Source organism: Rhizobium deserti (genome assembly GCF_004358025.1).
In the GTDB taxonomy this organism is placed as follows: domain Bacteria; phylum Pseudomonadota; class Alphaproteobacteria; order Rhizobiales; family Rhizobiaceae; genus Neorhizobium; species Neorhizobium deserti.
In genome coordinates this window covers 143,031-166,777 of record NZ_SMTL01000006.1, presented here as the reverse complement: position 1 = coordinate 166,777, position 23,747 = coordinate 143,031, and the positions used below count along the sequence as shown (strand labels likewise).

Here is a 23,747-nt window from a genome sequence, read left to right as displayed (position 1 = left end):
GCCACCGCCATACAGCCAACGGAGGGCCGGATCGTCCAATACTGGAGACTAGCCCCGTCGGCATATCTGCCTGGATAGGAGAATAGCGATGACCAAACGAACAGATAATGCCCGCGAAGTGCTGCGTGACGGGGCGGAAACGCTACCGGAATTCGAAGATGTGCGCCTCGAGAAGCAGTCTTTCCGTCGATCGACTTCCGACGAACTGCTCGATGAGGCACTTATGGAGTCGTTTCCTGCGAGCGACCCGCCCGCGTCTGGGCGTATGAACTAGGTCGAATGCCTAGTGCGGCTTGAGGGGGCCGCGGCTTATGAAAAGCGCTAGAACGCCAAGCGAAAATGCCAAGCGACGCATGGTCAGCCTGTTTCAAAAATTCGGCCACCCTTGCAACCGACGACCCGAGAAGACTTTCCAGGAATTCGTCACAGCACCAGAAGTAACGCGACGCGGTCGAAGGCGTAGCCAGAACAGTTTCGATTTAGGTAGCGGCTCGGCAGTCAAGCGTACGAGCTCGTATGATTTACCCAGACCGTCTGAACTTTCCGTACTCAGCGACGGCATTTACGGTCGCCCCAGATCATCAAAAAGGTATATTATGTCCAACGCACTCTCTCATGGCGCCCTGCGCATCTCGGTTGCGGGCGCGACAGGGCGGATTGGTTCCGCACTACTCTCGAGACTCGTATCCGACGACGTCGAAATCGTAGCGCTTTCGCGCGATCCGTCCACTGACCGGTTGCCTCGCGGGATCGCGCCGACGGTGATCGACTTCGAAAAACCATCGACCCTGTCAAAGGCTGTCGAAGGAGCAGACAAGCTTTTCGTCGTGCACGGCACGTACGGACGGCAGGTAGAGAACGAAATCGCTCTGATTGATGCGGCGGTCGATGCCGGGGTCGCGCACATCGTCAAGGTCTCGGTAATGGGACCGCCTGTAAGGCTTCACCCGTTCGACTGGCATGCCGAGATCGAGGCGCATCTAGCTACACGCGATGTTGGGTACACGCTACTTCGTCCATCTACCTTCGTCGATATATTGAAGAGCAGGGCTGCGTTTGTCGTCCAAGGCGTATGGGGCGGGGCTGCAGGCGAAGGTCGCGTCAACCTCATCGATACCCGCGACGTCGCCGACGTGGCGCGCGTAGTACTTCTCGATAGGGAGAACCCTCAAGCGCAGCGCGCCTATCATCTTACAGGGCCAGCAGCAGTTAGCATGCCCGATGTCGCTGCCGAGCTGTCGCGTCTGCTCGGCGAGCAGATCTCATATGACCACCGCACCCCCGGAGAACACCGAGAGGTGCTTTTGAATTCGGGGCTGAGCGAGATGATAGCTGACCTTCAACTCGGTCTCGACCGCCTGTTCGAACTGTCGGTACAGTCCGAAACGACATCCACGGTCTTCGAACTCACCGGACAACAACCTCGGTCGGCATATGCCTGGCTGGAAGAAAATCTTTCTGCGTTCAAGAGCAAGCGTGTCAAATAACGGTCGTCACTACATATCTGAGGCGCTGGCAGCGGATCCCGCGGACTTAGCATCTAGTGAGAGAGGATATTCGCCGGGAAGGATCGCGAGATCGTCTGAGCAATACATCGTCGCGGTCACAGCGAGAGCAGCTTCTCCACCGCTACGTTTTGGCAATCGCTACATGACTGCCCAACCTCGTCGGAAGGCCTAAAAGCAACGGCATAAGGACCGGGTCGGCCACGGCGCACTGTCTTTGTCTGATCGAATGTCCCCAATGACAGGGCAGACCATTACGCGCATGGCGGTTTTGCTATCAGCTAGGCGACAGGGCGACCGATCTTTGTTACCTTGGAGGACCCCGCCCGGGTAGCAGCACCGTTTCGCGCCTACCTTCCAGGGCAACGCTGCAAAGATCATCTCGCAACTGATGGAGCGGATTCTACAAGCAATCACCCGCCTGAGCGTTCATCACTTGGGGTATGTCCAATTCCCAGGTGAGGAACCTCAAATGTCGACGCTTCAAGTTCCCAAGCTTACACGCCGCGGCTTCTGCATGTGCTGCGTGGGTATAGCCTCGGCGGGAGTCGCCGGGGGATGGCTTTCGCCCAGGGAGGCGTACGCGGAAGCCCACCAACTCGTAGGCATGATACGAGGGGCCGCCGCCAAGGCCGACATCACCACATATAAACTACGCGGAAACGTCGCCGTGCTGGAGGGCTCCGGTGGCAACATTGCCGTATTCGCGGGCAAGCACGGCAAGGTTATGATCGACGCCGGGATTACGGCGACGCAGCCGAAGATTGAGCAGGCGTTGGCGGATCTCGGCCGCCAGCCCGTGACCCACCTGGTGAATACCCACTGGCATTTCGACCATGCTGACGGCAACGAATGGATCCACGCAGCGGGCGCAAAAATCATCGCACATGAAAACACGAAAAAACGCCTCATGCAGACCCAGCGCGTCGAGGACTGGGACTACTCGTTTCCGCCGTCTCCGGCAGGGGCGATTCCAAGTGAGACCTTCGCCACGGATCAGCACGTAGACTTCGAAGGCTGCAAGCTTCATCTGATTTGCTACGAACCCGCGCATACCGACAGCGACATCGGCGTGCACTTCGTCGAGCAGAACATCCTTCATACCGGGGACACCTATTGGAACGGGATCTATCCGTTCATCGACTATTCAACGGGGGGCAGCATCGATGGGAAGATCGCGGCCTGCGCCAAAAGCCTTTCTATGGTGGACGACAAGACGATCGTGATCCCGGGGCACGGCGCTCCCGTTAGCAACAAGGCCGAGCTCAAGGCTTTCCACGACATGATGGTCTCGGTAAGGGACAACGTTGCCGCGCTAAAAGCAAAGGGCATGTCGGTCGGCGAAGTCGTCGCGGCAGGGCCCACTGCGGCATTCGACAAGTTCTGGGGCAAGTTCGTCATTACGCCGGGTCTGTTTACCGAGCTGGTCTATGAAGGGGTCTAGCAATCTGGGCGGCGCTTGCTCTCCTCTCTGAGGGCGTGCTGACATCTGGAACCTCGGAGGATGAAAATGAGCTCAGGGACAAGCCGGACAGTACGCCTTTTCTTCTTGCTGGCTGTTACGCTGCCTGCTTTCGGGGTCCAAGCGGCGAATTATCCCTGCAGCGGGAGCAACTGCGGCGTGGCGGGATGCAGAGGGGCGACCTTTCTGTGCAACGACGGTTCGGTCAGCGCGAGCAAGAAATCACGTTCCATGGACACGGGCGGCGCTGTCGGTCTTCTCGAAGGGACTGCGACGCCGATGACCCCCGCCGTCGGTGTCGGTGCTTGTTCGTGCCGATCCGGCCACTACTGCACCGGACCCCATGGCGGCCGATTCTGTATGACGGACCAGGGCAGTGAAAGCTATTTTCGAGAATGACTTGCAGGGGCCGGGCGGCTTGTATGGAGCTAGACAACCCGTTTGGGGGAGTGGCGCTACTTCAACCAAAGATTGCGTAGGCTTTATTTGCGAGAGCCCGCCTCAATGCGGTAGGAATGTGAATGCCTTATTATCTCGTCACACATACCTCCCTTATCGAAGCTCTCGACGAAGCGACCGCGGCAAGCGCGGCCATGGAAAATCTACGCGTCGCCGAAAAGATACCCCTCACCGTTAAGCTTGATGATGAGCACATCACGCACATAGTTGTATCTCAGCGACCGGATGATCGTCCCGGGCTCGAAGGGGACGGAGCCGTAGAAGGAACCGGTTTGAGCGATCTGGGCGCGGTCGCCCAAAAGACTGCCCCGCCCGCGGGTTATCACCGTCTCCCGATAAACGCCAAGATTACCGTGCTTCTGGTCGCCTGCTTGTCGCTGGGACTCGTGTCGGGTCTTATCCTGTCACAACTGTCGTTTGAATCGGGCCATGATGCCTGTGCGGCCTGCAAAGATTCAAGCGGAGTTTAAAGTCCGGAAACGCTTAGGATCGGGCCACGGAGATACCAAACGGCTGGGTCTTTATGAAGAGCTGAGCTTACTTCCCGCGCCCACCGACACTATCGAGCAGAGTCGAGAGCCACGACGTGCTTGCAGCCCTTGGTGGCCGCCTAGACTTGAGACGAAGAGAGCCCTAGTCAAAACATGATCGCAGCTCTGAATTAGGCGTCGGTCACAAGCTCCACCGCCTCTCGAGCTTTTTCCGCCAGCATTTCCTTGAATTTCTCATCCTGCTTATAGGTAAGGCACCACGGACGCTTTTCCTCGGGAATCGAGCGTCCTTCCGGAAGCTTGTAGTCTTGGAAGGGGACGCCGTTTTCTTCCAGATGGTTTCTGAGCGCCAGCCCGAGATGCATGGCCAGCAGCGGCGGCACAGCGTTCCCGATCTGCAGGCGAATTGACCCGTCACCACCATGAAACTGGTAATCGTCGGGAAAGCTCTGGAGCCGGGCTGCTTCCCGAACGGTCAGCGCGCGGTTCTCGGTGGGGTGAATGCATCGCGCGGAGGACGGTTTGGCAAAGCTGCTAGTGATTGTCTGCGAGGGACGATCCCAGCGCAGCCTCGCATAGGAGCCTGCGAATGCCCTCGGCGCGTCCGGCAAGTCCAAATCAACCAGACGTCCGCCCTCAGGAATCCTCGCGATCAGGTTGACGAGATTCTCGGAATGACTAGGCGCCTTGTGCCCCGTAACGATTCTGCCGTCGACCTCGATCTCTCCGGTTTCTGTCGTTGGGGGCAGGTCCCCGATCGCGTCGCGAAGGGTTCGTCGTTCGTTAGCCGCGACGGGTTCGGGAAACCGAAAGCCCGGATACTTCGAGCCGACGATAATCAGCCTGCGGCGGCGCTGCGGAACTCCGTAATCATGGGCGTTCAGTACCTGCGTCGACAGGTGGTAACCGCAGTCTGCCAAGGCCCTATGGATCGTCCTGAGGTCTTCGCCACCACGAACCCGGGTCAGGCCCTCGACGTTCTCGAAAATGAAAGCCGACGGCGGATTGAAGTGCGGCCTTTCGACGCCGTTCAGGAGCTTGATATATTCCTTGAACATGTGCGCTCGCTCGTCGAGCGGGTTCTGTAGTCCCGCATCGGAAAACGGCTGGCACGGGGGTCCTCCCACAACGACGTCGATCCCCTTTGTAAAGCTCAACATAATCATCGGAAAGCTTTCGATTTTCCACCGAAAGGCCATCAAATCCACAGGCGGGTGGTTTGCCTTGAAGGTGGCCATAGCGTTCTCGTCGGACTCCACCGACGCGCGCACGTGAAAACCCGCCATAGCCATGCCTGTCGAGAACCCGCCAGCGCCGCTGAAAAGATCAATAACTCGATACATCTAAAATACTCGTGTTCGCTGGGAAACCCGGCTCGGACGATATTTTGGAGCGGTTAACGAAGACGGACGTGCCACTGGTTAATGTAAATATCGTCTAAGTGCTGGTGAATGTTGAATTAATTGGTCTCCTAAATCTGCTGCATTGGTCAGAGCAAGGCAGTCTGCATCAAGGTCGAATGCCCGCTGTCGGCTGTCTGTTCGAAAGCGCCGGAAAAGAAGGATGGCTGACTGAATAGACCGGCCCGGTTGACATGTCGAAATATGTTCACTATACGTTCTGTCATGGCAAAGATCGATGCGCACATAATACGAATAGGCTGATTGGGTCCGCGGATGCCGCGGAAGTCATCATCTTCGTTTGTATTAGTGAGTTCGAGTATGAAGACGCATCAGACGTCAGCGCAGCGCGACGCCGCTGCTTTGCAAGCCGCCCCACCGAAAGTCATCGCCGGCCCGACAGTCAAAGGACGAGGGATTATTTCCTATCGTTCCGGCGCGGCGAAGGACTTGGCTGCCATTCTCGACCTGAACGCCGCAGTTCAAAGCTGGTCTTGCTGTCAGGAGTTTCTAGGTGCGGCCGACAGAGGGCATGTCCCTGATTTCCGCATGATCGACAGCGATGGAACCGTCTGGTTTCTTGACGCGCCCGACAGAAAACATTTCCTGGAGATCGATTTCGAAGATGCCGCCCGCGAGGCAGGGGCTTCTTACCGGGTCGTCCCCCGCGACGAGATCTACAGCGGCTTCAGGCTTCGCAATGCGCGCGACCTGCTGCGATACGCGAACTACACCGTATCGCTTGCGGACCGCATCCGGCTACTGGCGACCCTCGACGATCAGGGATCGCTCCCGATGGCAGACTGCCTGTCCGTAATCAGGGGAGGCGAGCCCGTAGCCGCCATAGCTTCGCTTATGCTCTACGGCTTCCTGGAAGCGGACCTCGACGACGCCCTGCTTGGACCCGAGACGATGGTGAGACGAATACGGAGCTGATGTTAGCCCGCCGTTTTCGTTTCTCCAGATGTCATAGGACTACCATGACTAAACTCCGCCCGAAATTTTTGCAGGAAACCCCACATCTCGCTTCGCTGGTCGCCCAGTACGGCATTCGGAGCGCGATCAGGACGTTGATCGACCGACCGCTGGTGTCGTTCATCGCCTTGTTGCGAATCGAGCATCCGGCCGATGCGTTCCTCTACCAGGAGGCTGCCCGTGTGCTTCTCGAGGTCGGAGAAACTTACGACGGAGAGGGGCAGGATATCGCGGCCGTGTGGCTCGCCGACGATCTCGACAGGGGATCGTGGAGCCTTGTTCCCAAGGTAAAACATGTGAAACGCGCCATCATCCTGGCGGGAAGGGACGCGATACCTACCGAAGACGTCCGGCTTCTCGTCGACCTCGAAGCCGCGGTCGCGGCTCCGCGCGCGGTTCATTTCAGGATGGCGGCGCGGCAGTTGCGCCTAGCGCCGATCTCCGAAGAAGAAGCGTCTCAGCTCGCGGCCTGGCCGTTACGGAGCGTGAGACTTGCAATGGGGCGGGGCCGTCCAATTGCCCGCGTTATCGGCAGCCTGGCAAAGCCGGCGGTAAAGCCAGCGAGCGAGCGCGTAGCCGACACGAAACGCGGTCCATCGCTGGAAACGCTCTCGGGTTACGGGGCTGCCAAGGAGTGGGGGCTCATGCTGGCGCGCGATCTCGCCGACTGGAAAGCGGGGCGCATCGGATGGGACGACGTGGACCGGGGCGTCCTTCTGAGCGGGCCGCCGGGTAGCGGCAAGACGACCTATGCCGCCGCTCTCGCCGTCACATGCGGCGTGCCGCTAATCTCCGCGTCCGCCGCCCAATGGCAGGCAAGCGGGCATCTTGGCGATCTTCTGAAAGCAATGAGGAAATTTTTCACCGAGGCCCGGAGCAGAGCCCCGTGTATCGCTTTCCTCGATGAGTTCGACAGTTTCGGCGACCGCGCCGCGCAGACCGATGGCGACCATTACGACTACAAGCGACAGGTCATCAACGGTCTCCTGGAATGCCTTGATCCGTCCGGTGGTCGAGAAGGGGTCGTGGTAGTCGGCGCGACCAACAACGCGCTTGCGGTCGACGCGGCTCTTCTAAGGCCCGGTCGCCTCGAGAAGGTGATCGAAATCACTCTTCCGGACATGGAGGCCCGGAGCGATATTCTCCGGCATCATCTCGGCGCCTTCGCCGGAAAGCTTGAGCTCGAACCTCTGATGGCCGGAACGGAAGGATGGTCCGGCGCGGAACTTGCGAAGCTCGCGCGAGACGCCCGACGGATCTGCCGCCATCGGGAAGGGAAGACGGTTTCAGCCGCAGACATCCAAGCAGCGATGCCGAAGCAAATCGGACTCACCGAGGAGCAGTGGTTCAGGGTCGCCGTCCACGAAGCCGGGCACGTCCTAACAGGCATCTTGTTGGACCCCGATAACTTCGTTCGCGTCCGGCTGAACGCGAATACGCACGAAAACCGAGACGGCTCCCAACTTGGAGTGACCGAGTTCAAGAGGGCATTCCCCCTATTGGCCGTCGAGCGTGACTATCTGAACCGGATTGCCGTCCTGCTCGGCGGGATGGTGGCGGAGCGTCTGGTGTTTGGCGATCACACGTCAGGCGCAGGAGGGCACGAGTCGTCCGATCTCGCCGCGGCGACAGGGCTTGCTACGATGATGGAGAGGAATTTCGCCTTCGGGTCCAGCCTCCTTACCGAAGGTAGTATCGATCCCGGCGCCATCCAGCGGTTCCGAATGTATGATCATGAGTTGAGCGGAGCGGTACAAAGACGGCTCGAGGAGGGCTTGCTAGAAGCGAAACGACTCCTGTCGGATAAGCAGGATGCGCTTGAGGCGGTTGCAAGAGCTTTGGCAAGCGAGCGAGACCTGGACGCCGCACGGGTGAAAAGGCTTCTGCCCGAGACGTGGGCGGCTGGATCTGATCGTCTGTCGTTCGCGAGGGCGGCGAATGAAACGCCGCCGATCTAGTGCTTCAGGGCATTTGTCCGCCAAGCATTGAGGTCTTCAAAGCACATTCCACTCGCTGTGAAAATCGTATATGGAGTCTTCCGAAGAAAAGAGGCGCAGAGTGCTCAACAAGGTCCAGGATTGGCAGAGAACTGAAGCGGAAGAGCATTTTTCCGACCTGCTAGAAGGCGCGAAGAGCGGACGCGTGCAGCGGATCGCCGATGTCGACGGCGTATTCGAGCTGAAGTTCAAGGCCTCGAAACGCGAGCGGGCAGGGGACGTACTGGCCCGGGGCGGTCCCGGCGGAGACTAGGCGAACGCCAAGCGCATGTGCGCGAATTCGAACGGCAACGGTAACATACGTCCCTTCTGCTGAGCGGATTCTAAAATCGTCTCTAGTGCTACCAGTTCCGCTTCGACTGCGTCGATGTCGGCGAGGTGATCCGGCCGGACCGCCCAGCATCCCGTGTTCGGGTTATATACTCCCGGCAGCGGGAAGTACCGGTCGATAAAGACGAAGTCTTTTTCATTCATCGTTGCCAAGGGCAAGTCATGGACGATCGAAATGGCGGCGATGAAAAGGTCTTGGCTAGGCCGCTTTTCCTTTTTGCCGTGCGGGTTCACGTACCAGAAGTTTTTCAAAGGTCCGCAGCAGTTCATATCCGCCAGGGTTCTCGCCACTTCCGGGGTGATTTCCGGGTACTCGAATTCCGACACCAGCACTTCCCTAAGCCAGGTTCCGAGCTCGTCAGCCTTGTGCGGCTTGGTTCTGCGGACGTCTAGAATACCCTGCTCGATCTCCAGTATCACGGGGAACGGAATCGCTATGCGCGCCTGCCTGCGCAGCCACCGCTGGACCCGAACAAGGGGCTGCGGGTTCTGCGCGTCACTGAGAATACTCGTGTCCAGTAGAAACATGGTGTCTACCCGCCGACGGTTGATGGCTTCATCGGTTATCTATGGTCGCCGGCTATGGTTAAGATGGTGTTAATGGGCCTTCTAACGCTTGTTCGAAGTCAATCTGTCGCGTTGCCCGTGTTGAGGGCGAGCGCTGCGTTGGAGGATGAACTCCCCAGGTCTCTGGACCAATGAGATATGCTGCGGCGTATTTCCCGCACACCGCAGGAATTCATAGATGCCGGTGCCGGATTTCACCTGCAGGCAACGATCCTCGATCCCAATGGCTGCACGGTATCTTGAATACTGTAAATTCCACCAACACCCGTCGAGAGGATGAAGGCTGGGGACGCTTCTGGCGAAAGAAACGCGGCGCAAAGAACTCCGCTCTGGTAGGCCCCGCAATCTATGTTGATGCGATTGGCGTGGATTTCCGGGAGCAGGTCCGCGGTGACCGTGTGCCCATGCACGATTTTCTTAGGCAGCGAACCATGATGGGCGATCAGCGATTTGCTGTCCCATCTTAGCCGGTAAGGGTCCTGTTGTTCCATCGGAACGCCGGGGACGATCCCGGCGTGTACTAGGATATGATCGGGAAGCTCGATGAACGTCGCCGCTCTTCTGATCATGTCAACGTGCGACTGATGACTGGTCGCCAAGATCTCCGCGAGTTCTCCGCGGAGATACATGTAGCCGTCCTCGCCGAGGAACTCGTAGCCCTCGTACCCGTACGAAGCGACGGAGGTCAGGCCATGGTTCCAGCACCAGCTTTTCGACCATGCGGTTCCGCCGTCGATAAACCTCAGCATCAAGTCCTCGTGGTTGCCCATGATAAGCGATGACGCGGAATTCCGCTCGAGTTCGCTTTCGACCATGTCGAGGCAGTCCTTCGAATCCGGGCCGCGGTCGATGACGTCACCGAGGAAGACGACCCTGGTGTCTGAGTAGTTCAGGTGGATATGTTTCAGCAGCGGCTCGAGAAGGTCAGCTCGTCCGTGTATGTCTCCGATAGCAATGGCGTTGTCCATGCGCGTCCCCCTGGCAGGACATCTCCTAGCGCACCACAGATGACGGCCGGGTTGAAGCGATGGCTCGCCTTTTACGGAAAGCAGCGGAGGGCGGCGCAGGTATGTCTTGCCGCATGCTTTCACGCGACGAACGCTTCAGCCATGGTTGCGAGTCGCCTTAAGACAGAAGCCGAAGCCGCTGACTGTGCTCAAGGACTAGCCTGGATGTGTTTACGATTGTGGCAACGTGGTCTCCTCGGCGGGTGTAGTATCGCCATCGTTCAATCGCGGCTTTGCCGCAGCAACGATCCCGGCAAACCCGATGGTCGTTACTCCTGTGTCTAGCCGCAGGCGTTGCCATCCTGGTTTTAGCGTGCCGTCCTCACTATATTTCTTCCGCTTACACCAAGAGGAGAAAAACATGACAACGGAACGCGCAGTTTTGGCAGGCGGCTGCTTTTGGGGCATGCAGGATCTCATACGGAGACTCCCGGGCGTCTTGTCCACCAGGGTCGGCTACACCGGTGGCGACGTGCGCGACGCGACCTATCGGAACCACGAGGGCCACGCGGAGGCGATAGAGATCAATTTCGATCCCGCGAAAACAAGCTTCCGCGATCTGCTCGAGTTTTTCTTCCAGATCCATGATCCGAGCACTCTGAACCGCCAAGGCAACGATGTCGGCACGAGTTATCGGTCTGCGATCTTCTTCACGAACGACGAGCAGAAGGCGGTCGCCAAGGACACTATAGCCGACGTCGACGCTTCAGGAATCTGGCCGGGTAAAGTGGTAACGGAAATCGTGCCCATAGCCGATTTCTGGGAAGCCGAGCCAGAACACCAGGACTACCTGGAAAGGATACCGAACGGATACACGTGCCATTTCCCGCGACCGGGTTGGAAGCTCCCCAAGCGCGCCGCGGCATAGCCGCTGGTACTCAGCGACACGGGACTTGGACGTCATTCGGTGCATGGCATCAAGCGACCTGACCAGTGCGCAGCCGAACGGCCGCGCACTGGTCGTAAGCGATTGCGATGGATGGCACCTCATGGAGACTGCTTTTAAGATGCTCTGATTCGTGACGGTTCAGATGTCGGGCCGAATGCCCCAGATCAGCGCGACTCTGCGCAATCGCTCATGCGCTTACGGCGGGCGCAGCTATCGACGCGGCAAATCCATAATCACCGTGAGCCTGGCCGGTCGTTATTGCGATCTCGGCAGTCCGCGCCTCCAACATTTTAGGGGGCGTCTTTGCCAGCTTCTCGATGTCCTTTTGCGGGGCCGTCGGTGAAGCAACATTTTAGTGCGTCCAGAAGGGCGCCTCATCGTCGATCTGATAGTCCAAGAGTGCGGTCCGGATCTGCCGCGAAATACGGTCTTGCCGCCGATGAAATTCAGCCTCACTCTTGTATGAAGAGACCTTTGCGATGGGGCGGACAGTGGATTTAGACGACGCGCGCGAAGAGCGCTTGCTGGTATATTATCGAAGGCAATGCGAATCGCTCGTGAGGGAAGAAGACTCGGCAGGTCAGCTCGGCGAGGCTCTCGGCTTAGTACAGGATTCAAGGCTCCTTAAATTATCGGTTGAATTCCGGCTCGACGATGAGGGGTGTTACGTCCCTGGCCGATGGGTTCTTGCGTCCGGACTTGGTGTCGCATTCGAGAACTACGTGTTTCGACTGAGTGTGATGGAGAAAGTCCGGTTCGGACGCAGCTCGATCGACGGATTTACGGCTGAGCACCATGAGGCCTTCAAAGGCGTTGTTGATGCTGCGGAGGCACTTGCGAGGCTTGGCTGGCCTGTGAACTGGCAGCAGAACGTACAAAAAATTCTCGAGATCACAGAATACGGCCTCCGCGACGGCAAGCTGGTTCATCGCTTCTCGACGCTCCCCGAGTTCGTGACGCTCGGCGAAGAAATGCTTCTTCTAGGAACCGTCACGTTTTATCGCCAAGGCCGCTCTGCCGATGGCGCAGTTACCTCCTTCAAGTCCCAGGTGTTGTCTGCGACGAACAGGGAGCTCTACGAGAGTACGCCGCTTCACCTCCGCTGTAACGGCGATGATGTGCCAAAGCGATTTAGATATACCAGCGACTGGAAACCGGGCAGATCCGGGAAAAGTTATAGGGTCGCCATTTAGGTCCCGTACTGAACAGGCTACACTGGGGAAGTCGACCGAAAGCTTCCCGCCTGATCGGGCAGGACATGGCCGACGACCACGGAATTAACCTGTTCTCACGCGGCACCACGCGACGGAACTTCGCACGTGCCGCCTGAGCATCCGCCGTCGTCGCCAGATGTGTTTGTGGCATCGTCGGGAATATGGGCGGAGAGCGCCATGGCGATCCGCGCTCCCACGGCGAGGTCTTCCTCGACCCCGAACACCCGATGCACGATGGAACCGTCGCGTCCGATCAGGACCGACGACGGTGTGCCTCGCAACGCGAAACGCTGCATGGTGATCGGCGTATCGGAATGCTCTTCAGCCAGATCGACACCGACAGGGTGCTTGATACGATATTCGTGCAGAAAAGCCCTCAGAGTTACCGGGGACATCGCCGCATGGTGTTCGAAGGCCGTGTGGATGCCGATGACCTGGAGATCGGTGTGGCCGAAGATGCGTTCGATGCGCTGGACCTGCGGAATGGATTGCGCAACGCATCCCGGGCAGAGAAGCTGGAAGCTGTGAATGAACACCGGGCGACCGCGTAGGGCGGCCAGCGTCAGAGGTGCAGGCGTGTTAAACCAATCGCCCACCGCCAGTTCGGGCGCGAGCGTCGTCGATATCGTAGGCATGATTTCGATCCTTGTGTTGCGGGGCGGACCGAGGGGAGGTCGGTCTGCCCCCTTGGGCTCAAGCGGCGGCGCGCGTAAGTTTCACACCTGGAAAGTCGACCGGCACGTCGAGGGCGACGTTCAGGTAGTTGGTGAACAGGTTCAGCGCGATGTGGGCGACGATCTCGACGATCTCCTCGTCGTCGAAGCCTGCCGAGCGGAGTGCATCGACATCGGCAGTTTCGATCCCTGCGCGCTTATCCACGACGCCGACCGCGAAAGCGAGGGCTGCGGCGGTCCGAGGATCGGTCGAGCGACCCGCCTGGGCCTCCGCCATTTCCTGCGCCGTCGCACCCGCCTTGCGACCAAGGCCCGTGTGAGCGGCGAGGCAGTAGTTGCAGTCGTTGCGGTCGGCGATAGCAACGGCGATCTGTTCGCCGAGCTTCGCCCCGAGACGACCGCCGCCAAGCGCGCCGAACGCACCCCACAGGCTGGCCAGGGCGGCCGGCGAGTTCGCCGCAGCCTTGAACATGTTCGGCACCATGCCGAAGGCACCATTGATCTGGGCGAGCTGTTCCGATGTCTGGCCTGTTGCGCTGGCCGGGTCGATAAGTGTAATTCTGGACATGTTCTTTCTCTCTATTAGCCTGGAGGGGGGAATATGCGGGTCCGTCGATGGCTGTCGGCGGACCCGTGCTGTTCAAGTCACTTCGAAGGCATGACCTTGCCGGGAAGGCTGAGATTGCCGGAAGCGACCTTGAAGACATTGCTGACGCACAGAAGCGGTGCGTGCAGGTTGGCGTTGACCTTGAGACCCGCGGTCACGCCGTCGTAGGACGCACCCATGATGCCGCCGATTAGAGACAAGGGGATCGTTACGTCGACAGAGTCACCCTTGAGGGTGGTCGGGTAGGCCGGGCTGTCAATCAGAAGCGGAACGCCAGGCCAGGTCTCGGGGACCTTCGGTTTCTTGCCTTCCGGGATGTCTATGATCTTGAGACCGCCGCCGCAGGCTTTGTCCTCGGCCAGCACGACCCAATGCGGATGCCAGACGTCGCGGTTCTTGCCGCCCTTGGCAGCGTCGTCGAAGTCGGGATGGAAGGTCACGGCCAGCGCTACGATCCCCTGGTCCTTGTCGAAACCGATTTCACTGCTGTTCAGCGAGGTCGGCCAGACGTAGGCGTAGACACCCGATCCCTCGAACTTGCCCGTGGTTGCTGGTTTCTCCGAGCCAGCCTTGCCGCGGACGCGGGTCGAAAAGACGGCGGAGCTTCCTTTCGTCACGATCGTCGTCTCGACGATGTCGAACGAAGCCTGCACGGCCTCAGCCGGGTCTGTCTTGATCGAGTGGGCGCTGGCGGCTGTCAGCCATAGCGAGGCCGTTCCGGCGAGAAACGCGCCGGCTGCAAAGTTCCTGATCATTTCCGTATTCTCCTTTGTCTCCATAGCCTGGAGGGGTTTCGATACTATCCCTGTTGAAACACGTCCCAGGTGGCTGCCCGGGACGCGGGATCGGCGGTCTCGTGTTCGCGGCAGTCGATGCGGATATCCCGCTGTCCGAATGCCGCGTCGACGAAATTACAGTGATGCGGTTGTGCCGCATCGGAATGGGCGAACGGCGCGAAGTACCGACAGCTCGCGCACATGCGCTGGATCGGGATCGCGTCAGTCTCCTGCAGATGTCTGATCATCTTGACCAGCGTGATCAGCAGGTCTTCTTGTTCATGCTCGGCCAGGGCATCGACCGTTCGCTCGGCGAGGCTTTGGGACGATCTGCCAGCTTCGAGCATCGATAAACCTTCGGACGTGATGCCGACATTGACGCCTCGTTTATCGGTTCCGGCACTTCGCTTGGCGACCAGCCCCTTGCGTTCGAGCGCCGCGATGGAGTCCGTCGCCGTCGGCTGCGAAACGCCAAGGTTTGTGGCGACTTCCTTGACTGCCAGTCCGTCCTTTCTGCCTTCCAGCAACTCCAGAATCGCCAGTTGTGCCGGATTGAGGCCGCTGGTCTTGGCGCGGTTCCAGTCGTCGGCCCGCATGACCATGGCCACCCGAGAAAGACCTTCCCGAATGCGGTGGTTGACGGACGTGGGGTTCTTCGGCGTTTCCATGAGGTAAATATATATATAGGAGTCCTATGTTACGCAAGATGGCTTATCAAATTTCATTCGGTCGGCTGAGGCCGACGCCTGTAACCGATATCGGTCCGTGCGTTTGCTCGGCATTACGCGCATGGGTCACCTTTCCGCGGTGGCCGATCCAGTAAACCGTCAGTCCTACGGCGGGAAGGTAACTGCGAGATCGCCCGTGCCCGATCAGATCGACCCGCCCGACAAACGCACCGCCGCCGTGAAAATAAGGATGAGCGCGATCGCCGACAGTGGACGGATCACTGGTGCCAACAGAAGCCCGAACCCATGATGAACTCAACGGCACCCGGCAGCGGGCACGTCCGTCGGCATGCGAAGGTCATGAACGGCGTTCGAGGACGAGCGTGTCGAACCAGTCCGGGTGGGTGAAACTCTCGAGGCTCGATTCCCGATCGGCGGCGGGCCGAGATGTAGGGGCGAACTATCTGGTGGGCGCCTTGGCGGGGAAAGTCGCTCTACGGTGCCCCGGAGGCGTGGGCTCGTCAGGCCCGATAATCCGGATGATCATCTTGCAACACAAAGGGACGGCCACTGGCACAGCCCAGCGAACCAACAAAAGGACCATAGTAGTGAGTTTTGCGTCGGGTAGCCTAAGGGTTGCAAGCAGAGCTGAAACATCGCATCCTCAGAAAGAGGCTCTGCGGGCTTCACGAGAAGGAGCCTTGGATCTTCTGCTCACCGGCACAATCGAAGCGCTCGGGCATCCCTATCGCCCCTCGCGAGAAATTCGAATCGAGCCGATCGGGTCATCTCGGAAGAAATCGTGGAGCGATAGCGCTGCGCTCGCCGATGCCCAGCTCTCTTACATCAAAGCCCTGAATGACTTCGAACTTGCCGCGCGCGCTTACGAGGCCCCCGATGTCCGTACTACAAATCGGGCGCTGACTGGACTTATCCAAGCGGCGAACAAGTTCCTCGTTCTCCGCCGACGAAACGGAGTGGTCTGACTCCCCCGTCTAGGCCGTTATCGAAATATTCCCGCGGCGAGTGCGCGTTGTATGCCGCGGACGTCGGATCCCTTCTTCAAGGTTTTCGCGATCGGGCCGTCCGATCCGGAGACCCAGATTTTCAGTTCGGAATCCAGGTCGAACGTCCCTGCCGTTTCGACAGAAAACCGGGTGATTGTCCGGTAAGGTATCGACATGTAGTCAACCTTGCTTCCGGTGATGCCCTGGATGTCAACGAGAATGATCCGGTGCTGGGTGAAGACAAAGAAATCTCGGATCACCTTGAAAGCTAGATGGGGCTCCTCGCCGTCGATGAGGACGCCGTCGAGGCGCTTACGGAGATCCGCGGGGTCAACCGTTGATCCGTGGCCGAGGATACCGTCAAACAAGCCCATTTCAGTCTCCGGCTGATAAGCGGCCGCGTCATTTACGTCGCCATCAAACGCACAGGTTCGAACAGATCCGTCAACCGCGTCACGAGGTCGTTACGTGGCAGACTACACCTTCGGACGCTACGTCGCTACTCCGCGAAATGGATCCGTGGAAAAAGGCGTCTACCGTTCTTCATCTTTACACTCCGGTTTGCCGTGGTTCGGGCGCTGTCGTAAGCTATAAGCCGTAAGGGGGGCGTGTCTTGATTCCAAAATTCTAGCGGCCGTAATCTCACTGCTGGTAGCAGCTGAGGGGGTCTACGCGACATAGAATGCTCGAGTTATCGATGGCGACACGATCGATCTGGAAGGCGTTCGGTACCGCCTTCACGGGATCGACGCGCCCGAGGTAGGTCAGGTCTGCGATACAGTGAATGGCGGACACTGGCCGTGTGGTCAGGAGGCGCTCCGTAAGATGGGGAGCTTAGTTGTCGGCCACGGTGTAACCTGCACGCCGCACGAGAAGGACATGTACGGCCGATGGGTCGCATCCTGCGTCGCCGACGGCGTAGATTTAAGCGGCGAGATGATTGCCACTGGTCTGGCTTGGGCGTTTCGAAAGTATTCCATGGACTACGTCAAAGCCGAAGAGGCTGCCCGAGCTCGCCAGCTTGGTGTCTGGCAGGCCGATACTGAAGCGCCCTGGGACTTCAGGTCTCACAAGTGGGACAGCGCCGCCGCAAGCGCGCCGTCGGCGGCATGTCCCATCAAGGGGAACATCAGCAGCAAGAATCAGAAAATCTACCACGCACCATGGTCCAAAGACTACGCGAAGACCAAGGTCGATATCCGAAAAGGCGAGCGCTGGTTTTGCTCCGAAGGTGAAGCCATCGCGGCCGGATGGCGTCCGCCGCAATGGGGAAAATGATCAAGCCCTTGCCGAGGGACACCCGACGGTCGGACCGCTGGCGACTTGAAAAGCCGAAGGCGGATCGAAACCAGGGCCTGGCGGAGGGACGCTGCGGTTCGGCAGTGGCCGAGCACGGATCGTATTACAAAGGCTTCAAATCGAGGCAAATCTGACGGGCTGAAACGGCGTGGGAAATGCACACCAACCGTTTTGTGAGCCGGCAGGCTATCTATGATCACCCCGCCACGCCGCGATATCAGCCTCGAGCTGCGCTAGAAACTCTTCCGCGCTTGTTGTCTCCATGATTTTCGCGGACCTGATTTCGGCAAGCAACTTTTCGGACGGAACCAGATGTACCTCGTTCTCGAAGAGAGCGTCTATCCTGCGGTTTTGCTCGTGCGCACGCTCCAGGAACAATTCCTGGGCGTCCCGTAAATGCTTTGGCAGTTTCGACATCGCGTCCCTCCAGCTCATGGAGCCAAACCAGTATCAGCTAGCTCTGAACATTTCCGTTTCCAGATCGGTAAAGTTGGACGGACCCGGGATGTGTGGACTTCACTCTCGTATCTCAATCAAACCATGACGATCAGTAGCGGCTCGGGTCGCCGGTCGTACGTGCTGCGTATGTCGCTCGCTCTGGCCAACCAAGATGCTTGCACACGTCGGAAATCCGGGGAACACTTTCGATAGTGATAACCGAAAGACATTACCGATGACCACGCAGACTATGCCGCCGACAGACCCGACACCAAGCTTTCGCCCGGTAGCTCGCACCACCGCGAGAGCCTGCGAATTTGAACTCCGCGTGTTCTCGAAATACGATGACGCAACGGTCGATGCCACGGGTCCGACGCTTGGCATCGCGATCTCCCATTCTCTCCCGGAGCTAAGACATCTCGGACATCCCCGAACGGTATTCGGCGCTCGACCCTTCAAATCGGGTAGGAGCAGTTACGGTGCCTGGGAGATCGTCTTCCCCGTCGATGAAGCCCGGCCGGGAGAAGGTTACGATCAGTTCGGGATTAGACACGCGGTCAGCTTCGAGGACAGTATCGAAGTGTTCGACGTCTACCGGGAGCTCAAGGAATATGAGGGCGTGCTGCGATATCGCGCGCAGGACCTTGGCGATGACGAGAAAGCACGCCAGATCATCGCAGAGGGCGTCGCGCGATACGTGAGTGCTGCTCGCCATGCGATGCTCTGGGATCCAAAATGCAAGCTGAACATCCCAAAGGAACTCGACAAGCTCTTCCTCGATCGCGATTGGTCCCCGTACATCAGCCGTGAGGAGTTGATCGCTCCCGCATGTATCATCGAAGACGTCCGGATTATCGGACGGAGGGGTGAAACGGAATGCGTCGTGCGGTTCATGTATCGGAACGGCGACAAACACGGCTTCGACTTGGAGTTCGTCGATATGAAGAGAGGGAAACCGAAAATCCGGCGGGACGCGTTCAGTGCTCTCCGCTCGCCTGTCCCGATTTTCCGGGGAGACCAGCTGCCCGCAGTCTACGAGAAACTACAGGCCGCCGTTGACGCTCTTGACTTCGCACGCCCGCAAAAAAAAGCCGAGTAAAGCATAGCCTTATCGCATGGGATCGAACTGACTAGATATGCCGACCCTCTTTTGATATCAGGCCTGGCGCTGTCGATGCAACGTAGTCCAGAGCAAAGCGCCACCGGAGAAAACATTGCGTAGCGGAGCGAGCGCCACGCGGCATGATCTATTCGACGGCTATTCTTCCGGGCTTCGCGACGAACCTCACCAGCAAAACGCAGAAGATTATCGCTAGTCCACAGCCGACGTAGAGGTCGGCCTCCCTGGCCTCGGGAAAGGTGATAGGGACCAGATAGATCATCCCGCCGAAAACGCTGCTAAGCAGGGTACTGAAGCCTTGAGACCTCCCAGTCATCTGGTTGTCGATGACGATCAGGAAGTTTGCGCCCGCCATCGACCTGCTAACGCTCCAAAGCATCCCGGATGCACAATATGTGATCAAGGCGACCGTCGGTGTCTGCGAGACGGAGAATGCTATCAGCGAAACGGCTGATATCACCAGGATCGGGGATACTCTTTGCCGCAGACGCTCAGCTACACGCCTGCCTGAGAGGAGCAGCGCGGAGGCGGCGCCTGCAATTGCCGCGACCATTTCCAGTGTTCCAAAGAGCGAGCTGTCGCCGTGGAGGTTATTGATAACAAACCCCGGCAGGAGAAGGTTGGTGACCTGGATTATCGAATAGGAAAGGCCCGTGAAGAGGACCGCGGCGAAGCATTCAGGATTTCTGAGGAAATAACGTAGGGCTTCAAGGTTCGACTGCAGAAAGCCACCCGAGGCTGTTCCACGCGACTGAGGTTGAGAAGCGGGAAGCGCGCGCAAGAGACTGATGCAGACTAAGCTGATCGCACTGAACATATAAGCGGCGGGGCTGCTTCCAAGATAAAAGAGCGCCAGCCCGGCCGCCCCCGTTCCACATCCAATTCCTATCTGCTTGGCTACCGACATTCTCAGCGAGAAGCTCGCCCGCTCCTCCGCTGGCACCAAGCGCTGGAGAAGACCGCCAAGAGAGCCGGATAGGATTGAAAAGCCGAAAGCCCCTCCAATGCCTGAGAGTATCAGCAGTATCTCGCCAACGAGAGCAGGTGAGCTGTCGGCAAATCCCACTAGAAGCATCGCAGCAGCTCGCGTCGCCTGGCCTACGGCTGACATCGTACGGCGGTCATGCTTATCGACGAGATGACCTGCTAGTGGTGCGAGAAGAACTCCGGCAAGACTGGAGGTGAGCAGAACCAGGCCGACCAGCTTCGAGCCGCCTACCTGAAAAGCGATCCAAGCCGGCAGAACTATCCCGACACCCACCAGTCCAAAGGAGAGGATGGTGAAAATGGCATAGGCAATCTTCTGTTCGTTGGTGCGCATTGAATCCATCGTCTGTCACATCCAATGATGAACGGCTCCCATGGATAAAGTAAACCCGACGCAGACAAGTTAGCTCGTGCGCGTAGATACGGCATATGTGCCTGAGCTCCCAGCCCGCGCTTGATTGCCTCTCCGTCGCTTCCGCCGTAGAGCCCGTGTTAAGCAGACCCGCAAGATCAGGTTGAAATCTCGTGCGTGGGCGCATTAAGTACCAGACCGAATTGGGGTTTCAGATGCGCTGTGCATACCGCTTGATCGTCGCAGTTGGACTGGCCAGCGCCGGGGCCGTTGACTGCCGTGCTGAGGAACCTGTCTCGTCCGGGACGGGGTTTGCGGCAACAGCCGACGGATGGATACTCACCAACGCGCACGTGGTCGAGGATTGCGGACGCATCGAGGTGAAGGGGAAGGGTGACGCAACGGACACCAGAACCGACGCGATCAACGACCTGGCGGCATTGAAGATATCAGCGGCCCCGTTGCTGCAGCCACTCGCTTTCCGGAACTCGCCGACGAGGCTGGGAGAAGACATCGTCGCGGTAGGATATCCGCTCGCCACGCTTCTCGCCGACTCAGTCAAGATCACCACGGGCAACGTCAACGCCCTTGCAGGTATCCGGAACGACACGAGATACATCCAGATCTCCACGCCGATCCAGCCCGGCAACTCCGGAGGCCCGGTCGTGGACCGCGCCGGAAACCTTATCGGAATCACCAGCGCGACCCTGTCGAAGAAGACGGCCGACGAGATCGGCATCACCGCCCAGAACGTGAACTTCGCCATTCGGGCCTCCGTCGCGGAGCTCTTCATGCAGTCCCAGAGCCTGACGGCACGGGACGCCGATCCCGCTGCTAATCCGGGGACGCTCTCCACGGCGGATCTCGCCGATCGCGTTACTCCGTCGGTCTTCCAGATCCTATGCTATCCCAAGGCCGCGTCAAGAATCGCTGCCGCTCCGGAGACTCCGCCCGCCATCGACAGCCCGCGCTCGCCCAGATCGGTCAACCTGGCGATAGACGGAGGATCCGGAGCATCGCTTGAAGTTCCGAGAGCCCTTAGCGGGTACGTCCGTCACCCCAAAGGAGCCTCTCCGGTAAAGCAGGCGGCGAACGCCGACGCCAAAACCCTCCGCTACGCGCCCAATGGCAGCGCCGTCGAGATAACGGAAACGTTGGGCGACTGGTACCGGGTCAACGTCGGCGGGGCCAGGGGCTACATGCATTACTCGTGGGTGCGAGTGAGCCAGTTCGACGAGCCAGATGGCGAGGGGCGGTTCGTCCAGGTCAAGAGCTTCAGGACGCTGGCGGACGCCCATTCATTCATCAGGGGATCAGCTGTTCCGCTCGCGGCCCACCTGGCGGCAAGCGGCTGGATCGCGGTGACGCTGCCGGACGTGTACGAGGAGCGGCAGGCGAAGGACCTTTCGGACGCGTTAAAGGCGAGGGGACTTATCGCGGCGGACGCGATGGTCACGTTCGGCAATACCTATGTCCGCAAAGTATGCTGCGACTGAAAACAGGGAGGGCAGAGACGTGTTCAGGAAACCCGTGATCGGAATAGGCGCGCTATTCGCCGCAGCTCTCGCGCACCAAGCCAGTGCTGCCGAAGACCATTCGATCTATTACGGTTCCCGCGCCGGAATGCATCTGACGACGGTCTCGAAATCGGGGATCGGGACGGCAAGCGCGGTCATAGTGGTCAAGCACACACCAAAGGACGCCAAGGCGTACTGCGTGGGGTACGAGCAGGACAACTCGATGGCATGCGTCAAACGCGCGATGGCGGAGGTGAAGGTCGGCGACCGCGTTACCGGGAACTGCAGGAAGGCGACCTGGACAGACATATACGGCCAGTCATTCGCGTTCGAAGGCGCGATGAAGTCCGCCGAAACCTTCGTCGATTATGCCGTCCGGGACCTGAAGTCGGGCGAGATCCTCGACGGTTCGTCCGCATCCGGCTACCCGGTGCAGCTCACGATCTTTCAGCAGCTCTGCCCCGGCGTCGCCACGTGACAAGGGGAGGGTGTTGTTGGGCCCCACGGCTGCTGGCTTTGGTCGCTCTCCTCGCCCTACCGGCGCGCGCTGCGGACATTTCGTTCGAGGGTATCCGGAACGACAGTCCGAAAGAGGCCCGGTTCCGGCTGCGTGGCGAGATCGCGCAAGGGGACGTGCAGCGTCTGGACGCGGCGCTCGTGTCGTCCGGCGTCAGCTATTCACAGGACCCGTGGCGCAAGATCGTCGTCTCTCTCGACAGCCCCGGAGGCTCCTACCATGAGGGACTGGATCTGGCTCTTGCCTTCCGGAGGCGCGGCCTCGCGACCGTCGTGCGCTCGGGCGATCAATGCATGTCAGCGTGCGCCATCGCGTTCCTCGGCGGGACCGCGCTGCCTAAGGATCCTGAACCAGCCCGCGACCAGGATCCTCTGCCTGATCAGCTTCCAGACAGATCTGTGGAACCGCGAGCCGTCCTCGGGTACCACGCGCCGTATCTCGCGCTCGCCGGCGAGCGCTATGATGCCTCCGTCGTCGCGGATGCTTATCGGTCGGCCGTGCTGGCGATAGCAAGGCTGATAGCTGTCGCCGACAAGCTCTACGTCGTCCCGGCTGAGCTCCCGAGACTTCTGTCGCCGACGAAGGACGAAATCTTCGTCGCCGATGACGCGGACAGCATCCGGGTTCTCGGAATTAAGTACGCCGAGCACTCCTATCAGATGCGCGAAAAGCCCGGCATAACGACGTCGATGATCGTAAACGGGTGCGTCAACCGCTACTACCACCTTGCGAGGCGGAGCAGCATGCAAGGGTTCGCGACCGCCAAGGCCACGATGGAGGAGTTTGTCGAAGGCTCAGAACTTCTGGAGAACGGAGAAGACAAGATCGCTTTCAGGAAGCGGCCGTTCAGGCAGGGAAAGATCCAGACCTGGGTGGCTTACCTGCCGATCGCCATGACCGCGGACGGCAAGAATTTCGTGTGGTGTCTGTTCGGGCCTGAGCCGTCCGACCTAAAGACGTTCTACAAGCCTGCTGGATCGATCGAGGAACTGTTTGCCAGTTTCGGCGGGAAGGGCGACCTCATGACGCTATCGTCACAAGACGACATCATTCAGCTCTCCACGGGGGACTGGATCCAGGATTCAGTCCGTGACATCGACCTGGTGCCACCGGACACCAAACTTCGTGATGTGCCGAAGGTCCTCGACGGATACCTGGCAACCGAGCAGGTGCTGAATTGGAGAGCGCGTTAAGGAGTCTTAGGGGAATGCGGCAGGCATTATTGTCGGCGGTGCTGGTTCTGTGCTGCGCTCTTGCCGCGAAGGCGGAGAACACGCCCTGCAGCGGTAGGAAGGGTGGCATAGCGGCGTGTCAGGGAGAGACCTTTATCTGCAATGACGGGTCCGTGTCGGGGAGCAAACGGTCGTGTTCGGCCTATATGGGTGCGGCTTCGGGCCTCCTCGGAAGCCCCGGAACTCAAATGACACCTGCCTTGAGCTCGGAATGTTCCTGCCGATCAGGCGCTTACTGCACCGGCCCGCGTGGCGGG

The 23,747-nt window shown here is 59.2% G+C and carries 24 protein-coding genes; 15 read left to right on the top strand and 9 right to left on the bottom strand.

All coding sequences use genetic code 11. The annotated features are described in order from the left end of the window. Positions 1-88 precede the first annotated feature (88 nt). The 4 genes from E2F50_RS19430 (at position 89) to E2F50_RS19410 (ending at position 3,896) form a co-directional block, all read left to right on the top strand. Positions 89-274 carry a hypothetical protein gene (locus E2F50_RS19430; protein ID WP_133317837.1) on the top strand — a complete coding sequence of 62 codons (186 nt, stop codon included), beginning with the start codon at positions 89-91 and terminating at the stop codon, positions 272-274. 322 nt (positions 275-596) lie between these two features. Further along, the gene (locus E2F50_RS19425) at positions 597-1,487 is read left to right on the top strand and encodes an NAD(P)H-binding protein (protein WP_133317836.1); all 891 of its coding nucleotides are present in this window, start codon (positions 597-599) and stop codon (positions 1,485-1,487) included. Positions 1,488-1,977: 490 nt separating this feature from the next. Further along, positions 1,978-2,949 (top strand): MBL fold metallo-hydrolase, encoded by a 972-nt coding sequence (locus E2F50_RS19420; protein WP_133317835.1) that lies wholly within the window; start codon positions 1,978-1,980, stop codon positions 2,947-2,949. 539 nt (positions 2,950-3,488) lie between these two features. Next, positions 3,489-3,896: a hypothetical protein gene (locus E2F50_RS19410; RefSeq protein ID WP_133317834.1), complete on the top strand. Its 408-nt coding sequence runs from the start codon at positions 3,489-3,491 to the stop codon at positions 3,894-3,896. A gap of 191 nt (positions 3,897-4,087) precedes the next feature. Here the strand turns inward: E2F50_RS19410 and E2F50_RS19405 are convergent, their stop codons facing one another. Then, positions 4,088-5,260, bottom strand: a complete 1,173-nt coding sequence (locus tag E2F50_RS19405) for a DNA cytosine methyltransferase (RefSeq protein ID WP_133317833.1) — start codon at positions 5,258-5,260, stop codon at positions 4,088-4,090. Between the two features lie 378 nt (positions 5,261-5,638). Here E2F50_RS19405 and E2F50_RS19400 point away from each other — a divergent pair, with 378 nt between their 5' ends. The 3 genes from E2F50_RS19400 to E2F50_RS19390 all read left to right on the top strand — a co-directional run bounded on the left by E2F50_RS19400 (position 5,639) and on the right by E2F50_RS19390 (position 8,542). Next, complete coding sequence (locus tag E2F50_RS19400) at positions 5,639-6,253, top strand: hypothetical protein (protein WP_133317832.1); 615 nt, start codon at positions 5,639-5,641, stop codon at positions 6,251-6,253. Between the two features lie 44 nt (positions 6,254-6,297). Then, positions 6,298-8,250: an AAA family ATPase gene (locus E2F50_RS19395; RefSeq protein ID WP_161974252.1), complete on the top strand. Its 1,953-nt coding sequence runs from the start codon at positions 6,298-6,300 to the stop codon at positions 8,248-8,250. 70 nt (positions 8,251-8,320) lie between these two features. Then, positions 8,321-8,542: a hypothetical protein gene (locus E2F50_RS19390; RefSeq protein WP_210234590.1), complete on the top strand. Its 222-nt coding sequence runs from the start codon at positions 8,321-8,323 to the stop codon at positions 8,540-8,542. Here the strand turns inward: E2F50_RS19390 and E2F50_RS19385 are convergent. Together E2F50_RS19385 and E2F50_RS19380 are read right to left on the bottom strand one after the other, a co-directional pair. Beyond that, positions 8,539-9,147 carry a PIN domain-containing protein gene (locus tag E2F50_RS19385; protein WP_133317829.1) on the bottom strand — a complete coding sequence of 203 codons (609 nt, stop codon included), beginning with the start codon at positions 9,145-9,147 and terminating at the stop codon, positions 8,539-8,541. The two genes, E2F50_RS19390 and E2F50_RS19385, sit on opposite strands and share 4 nt — an antisense overlap. Before the next feature lie 233 nt (positions 9,148-9,380). Further along, positions 9,381-10,154, bottom strand: coding sequence for a metallophosphoesterase (locus E2F50_RS19380; protein WP_133317828.1), 774 nt, complete (start codon positions 10,152-10,154; stop codon positions 9,381-9,383). A 400-nt stretch (positions 10,155-10,554) separates the two neighbouring features. Between E2F50_RS19380 and msrA the strand changes: the two genes are divergently transcribed. Both msrA and E2F50_RS19370 read left to right on the top strand, forming a co-directional pair. Beyond that, complete coding sequence (msrA, locus tag E2F50_RS19375; protein WP_133317827.1) at positions 10,555-11,061, top strand: peptide-methionine (S)-S-oxide reductase MsrA; 507 nt, start codon at positions 10,555-10,557, stop codon at positions 11,059-11,061. Positions 11,062-11,573: 512 nt separating this feature from the next. Next, positions 11,574-12,275 carry a hypothetical protein gene (locus E2F50_RS19370; protein ID WP_133317826.1) on the top strand — a complete coding sequence of 234 codons (702 nt, stop codon included), beginning with the start codon at positions 11,574-11,576 and terminating at the stop codon, positions 12,273-12,275. 95 nt (positions 12,276-12,370) lie between these two features. Here E2F50_RS19370 and E2F50_RS19365 read toward each other — a convergent pair whose 3' ends face one another. From E2F50_RS19365 to E2F50_RS19350, 4 genes are all read right to left on the bottom strand, one after another. Continuing rightward, positions 12,371-12,931, bottom strand: a complete 561-nt coding sequence (locus E2F50_RS19365; protein ID WP_133317825.1) for a TlpA disulfide reductase family protein — start codon at positions 12,929-12,931, stop codon at positions 12,371-12,373. 58 nt (positions 12,932-12,989) lie between these two features. Further along, the gene (locus tag E2F50_RS19360; RefSeq protein ID WP_133317824.1) at positions 12,990-13,538 is read right to left on the bottom strand and encodes a carboxymuconolactone decarboxylase family protein; all 549 of its coding nucleotides are present in this window, start codon (positions 13,536-13,538) and stop codon (positions 12,990-12,992) included. A gap of 77 nt (positions 13,539-13,615) precedes the next feature. Next, positions 13,616-14,332, bottom strand: coding sequence for a hypothetical protein (locus tag E2F50_RS19355; RefSeq protein ID WP_133317823.1), 717 nt, complete (start codon positions 14,330-14,332; stop codon positions 13,616-13,618). Positions 14,333-14,376: 44 nt separating this feature from the next. Further along, a complete protein-coding gene (locus E2F50_RS19350) occupies positions 14,377-14,949 on the bottom strand; it encodes a MarR family winged helix-turn-helix transcriptional regulator (protein ID WP_245515493.1) in 573 nt (190 codons plus the stop codon). A gap of 773 nt (positions 14,950-15,722) precedes the next feature. Between E2F50_RS19350 and E2F50_RS19345 the strand changes: the two genes are divergently transcribed. Then, the gene (locus E2F50_RS19345; RefSeq protein WP_133317821.1) at positions 15,723-16,007 is read left to right on the top strand and encodes a hypothetical protein; all 285 of its coding nucleotides are present in this window, start codon (positions 15,723-15,725) and stop codon (positions 16,005-16,007) included. 17 nt (positions 16,008-16,024) lie between these two features. Here the strand turns inward: E2F50_RS19345 and E2F50_RS19340 are convergent, their stop codons facing one another. Next, on the bottom strand, positions 16,025-16,402 hold the full coding sequence (locus E2F50_RS19340; protein WP_133317820.1) for a PH domain-containing protein: 378 nt from the start codon (positions 16,400-16,402) through the stop codon (positions 16,025-16,027). Between the two features lie 319 nt (positions 16,403-16,721). Here E2F50_RS19340 and E2F50_RS19335 point away from each other — a divergent pair, with 319 nt between their 5' ends. Next, positions 16,722-17,306: a thermonuclease family protein gene (locus E2F50_RS19335; RefSeq protein WP_133317819.1), complete on the top strand. Its 585-nt coding sequence runs from the start codon at positions 16,722-16,724 to the stop codon at positions 17,304-17,306. Positions 17,307-18,000: 694 nt separating this feature from the next. After that, the gene (locus tag E2F50_RS19330) at positions 18,001-18,864 is read left to right on the top strand and encodes a hypothetical protein (RefSeq protein WP_133317818.1); all 864 of its coding nucleotides are present in this window, start codon (positions 18,001-18,003) and stop codon (positions 18,862-18,864) included. Positions 18,865-19,012: 148 nt separating this feature from the next. Here E2F50_RS19330 and E2F50_RS19325 read toward each other — a convergent pair whose 3' ends face one another. Continuing rightward, the gene (locus tag E2F50_RS19325; RefSeq protein ID WP_133317817.1) at positions 19,013-20,206 is read right to left on the bottom strand and encodes an MFS transporter; all 1,194 of its coding nucleotides are present in this window, start codon (positions 20,204-20,206) and stop codon (positions 19,013-19,015) included. Positions 20,207-20,439: 233 nt separating this feature from the next. Between E2F50_RS19325 and E2F50_RS19320 the strand changes: the two genes are divergently transcribed. The 3 genes from E2F50_RS19320 to E2F50_RS19310 all read left to right on the top strand — a co-directional run bounded on the left by E2F50_RS19320 (position 20,440) and on the right by E2F50_RS19310 (position 23,451). Next, complete coding sequence (locus tag E2F50_RS19320; RefSeq protein ID WP_133317816.1) at positions 20,440-21,720, top strand: trypsin-like peptidase domain-containing protein; 1,281 nt, start codon at positions 20,440-20,442, stop codon at positions 21,718-21,720. Positions 21,721-21,739: 19 nt separating this feature from the next. After that, positions 21,740-22,219 carry a hypothetical protein gene (locus tag E2F50_RS19315; RefSeq protein ID WP_245515490.1) on the top strand — a complete coding sequence of 160 codons (480 nt, stop codon included), beginning with the start codon at positions 21,740-21,742 and terminating at the stop codon, positions 22,217-22,219. 155 nt (positions 22,220-22,374) lie between these two features. Then, positions 22,375-23,451, top strand: a complete 1,077-nt coding sequence (locus E2F50_RS19310) for a hypothetical protein (RefSeq protein ID WP_245515489.1) — start codon at positions 22,375-22,377, stop codon at positions 23,449-23,451. The last annotated feature ends 296 nt before the right edge of the window (positions 23,452-23,747 follow it).

What these genes read in the sequence shown, in the direction of transcription:
- E2F50_RS19380 (WP_133317828.1), bottom strand. Translation starts at nt 10,154, where the DNA reads ATGGACAACGCCATTGCTATCGGAGACATACACGGACGAGCTGACCTT.
- E2F50_RS19360 (WP_133317824.1), bottom strand. Translation starts at nt 13,538, where the DNA reads ATGTCCAGAATTACACTTATCGACCCGGCCAGCGCAACAGGCCAGACA.
- E2F50_RS19350 (WP_245515493.1), bottom strand. Translation starts at nt 14,949, where the DNA reads ATGCGGGCCGACGACTGGAACCGCGCCAAGACCAGCGGCCTCAATCCG.
- E2F50_RS19320 (WP_133317816.1), top strand. Translation starts at nt 20,440, where the DNA reads ATGCGCTGTGCATACCGCTTGATCGTCGCAGTTGGACTGGCCAGCGCC.
- E2F50_RS19405 (WP_133317833.1), bottom strand. Translation starts at nt 5,260, where the DNA reads ATGTATCGAGTTATTGATCTTTTCAGCGGCGCTGGCGGGTTCTCGACA.
- E2F50_RS19400 (WP_133317832.1), top strand. Translation starts at nt 5,639, where the DNA reads ATGAAGACGCATCAGACGTCAGCGCAGCGCGACGCCGCTGCTTTGCAA.
- msrA (WP_133317827.1), top strand. Translation starts at nt 10,555, where the DNA reads ATGACAACGGAACGCGCAGTTTTGGCAGGCGGCTGCTTTTGGGGCATG.
- E2F50_RS19430 (WP_133317837.1), top strand. Translation starts at nt 89, where the DNA reads ATGACCAAACGAACAGATAATGCCCGCGAAGTGCTGCGTGACGGGGCG.
- E2F50_RS19330 (WP_133317818.1), top strand. Translation starts at nt 18,001, where the DNA reads ATGACCACGCAGACTATGCCGCCGACAGACCCGACACCAAGCTTTCGC.
- E2F50_RS19410 (WP_133317834.1), top strand. Translation starts at nt 3,489, where the DNA reads ATGCCTTATTATCTCGTCACACATACCTCCCTTATCGAAGCTCTCGAC.
- E2F50_RS19420 (WP_133317835.1), top strand. Translation starts at nt 1,978, where the DNA reads ATGTCGACGCTTCAAGTTCCCAAGCTTACACGCCGCGGCTTCTGCATG.
- E2F50_RS19395 (WP_161974252.1), top strand. Translation starts at nt 6,298, where the DNA reads ATGACTAAACTCCGCCCGAAATTTTTGCAGGAAACCCCACATCTCGCT.
- E2F50_RS19390 (WP_210234590.1), top strand. Translation starts at nt 8,321, where the DNA reads ATGGAGTCTTCCGAAGAAAAGAGGCGCAGAGTGCTCAACAAGGTCCAG.
- E2F50_RS19385 (WP_133317829.1), bottom strand. Translation starts at nt 9,147, where the DNA reads ATGTTTCTACTGGACACGAGTATTCTCAGTGACGCGCAGAACCCGCAG.
- E2F50_RS19365 (WP_133317825.1), bottom strand. Translation starts at nt 12,931, where the DNA reads ATGCCTACGATATCGACGACGCTCGCGCCCGAACTGGCGGTGGGCGAT.
- E2F50_RS19340 (WP_133317820.1), bottom strand. Translation starts at nt 16,402, where the DNA reads ATGGGCTTGTTTGACGGTATCCTCGGCCACGGATCAACGGTTGACCCC.
- E2F50_RS19425 (WP_133317836.1), top strand. Translation starts at nt 597, where the DNA reads ATGTCCAACGCACTCTCTCATGGCGCCCTGCGCATCTCGGTTGCGGGC.
- E2F50_RS19325 (WP_133317817.1), bottom strand. Translation starts at nt 20,206, where the DNA reads ATGCGCACCAACGAACAGAAGATTGCCTATGCCATTTTCACCATCCTC.
- E2F50_RS19355 (WP_133317823.1), bottom strand. Translation starts at nt 14,332, where the DNA reads ATGATCAGGAACTTTGCAGCCGGCGCGTTTCTCGCCGGAACGGCCTCG.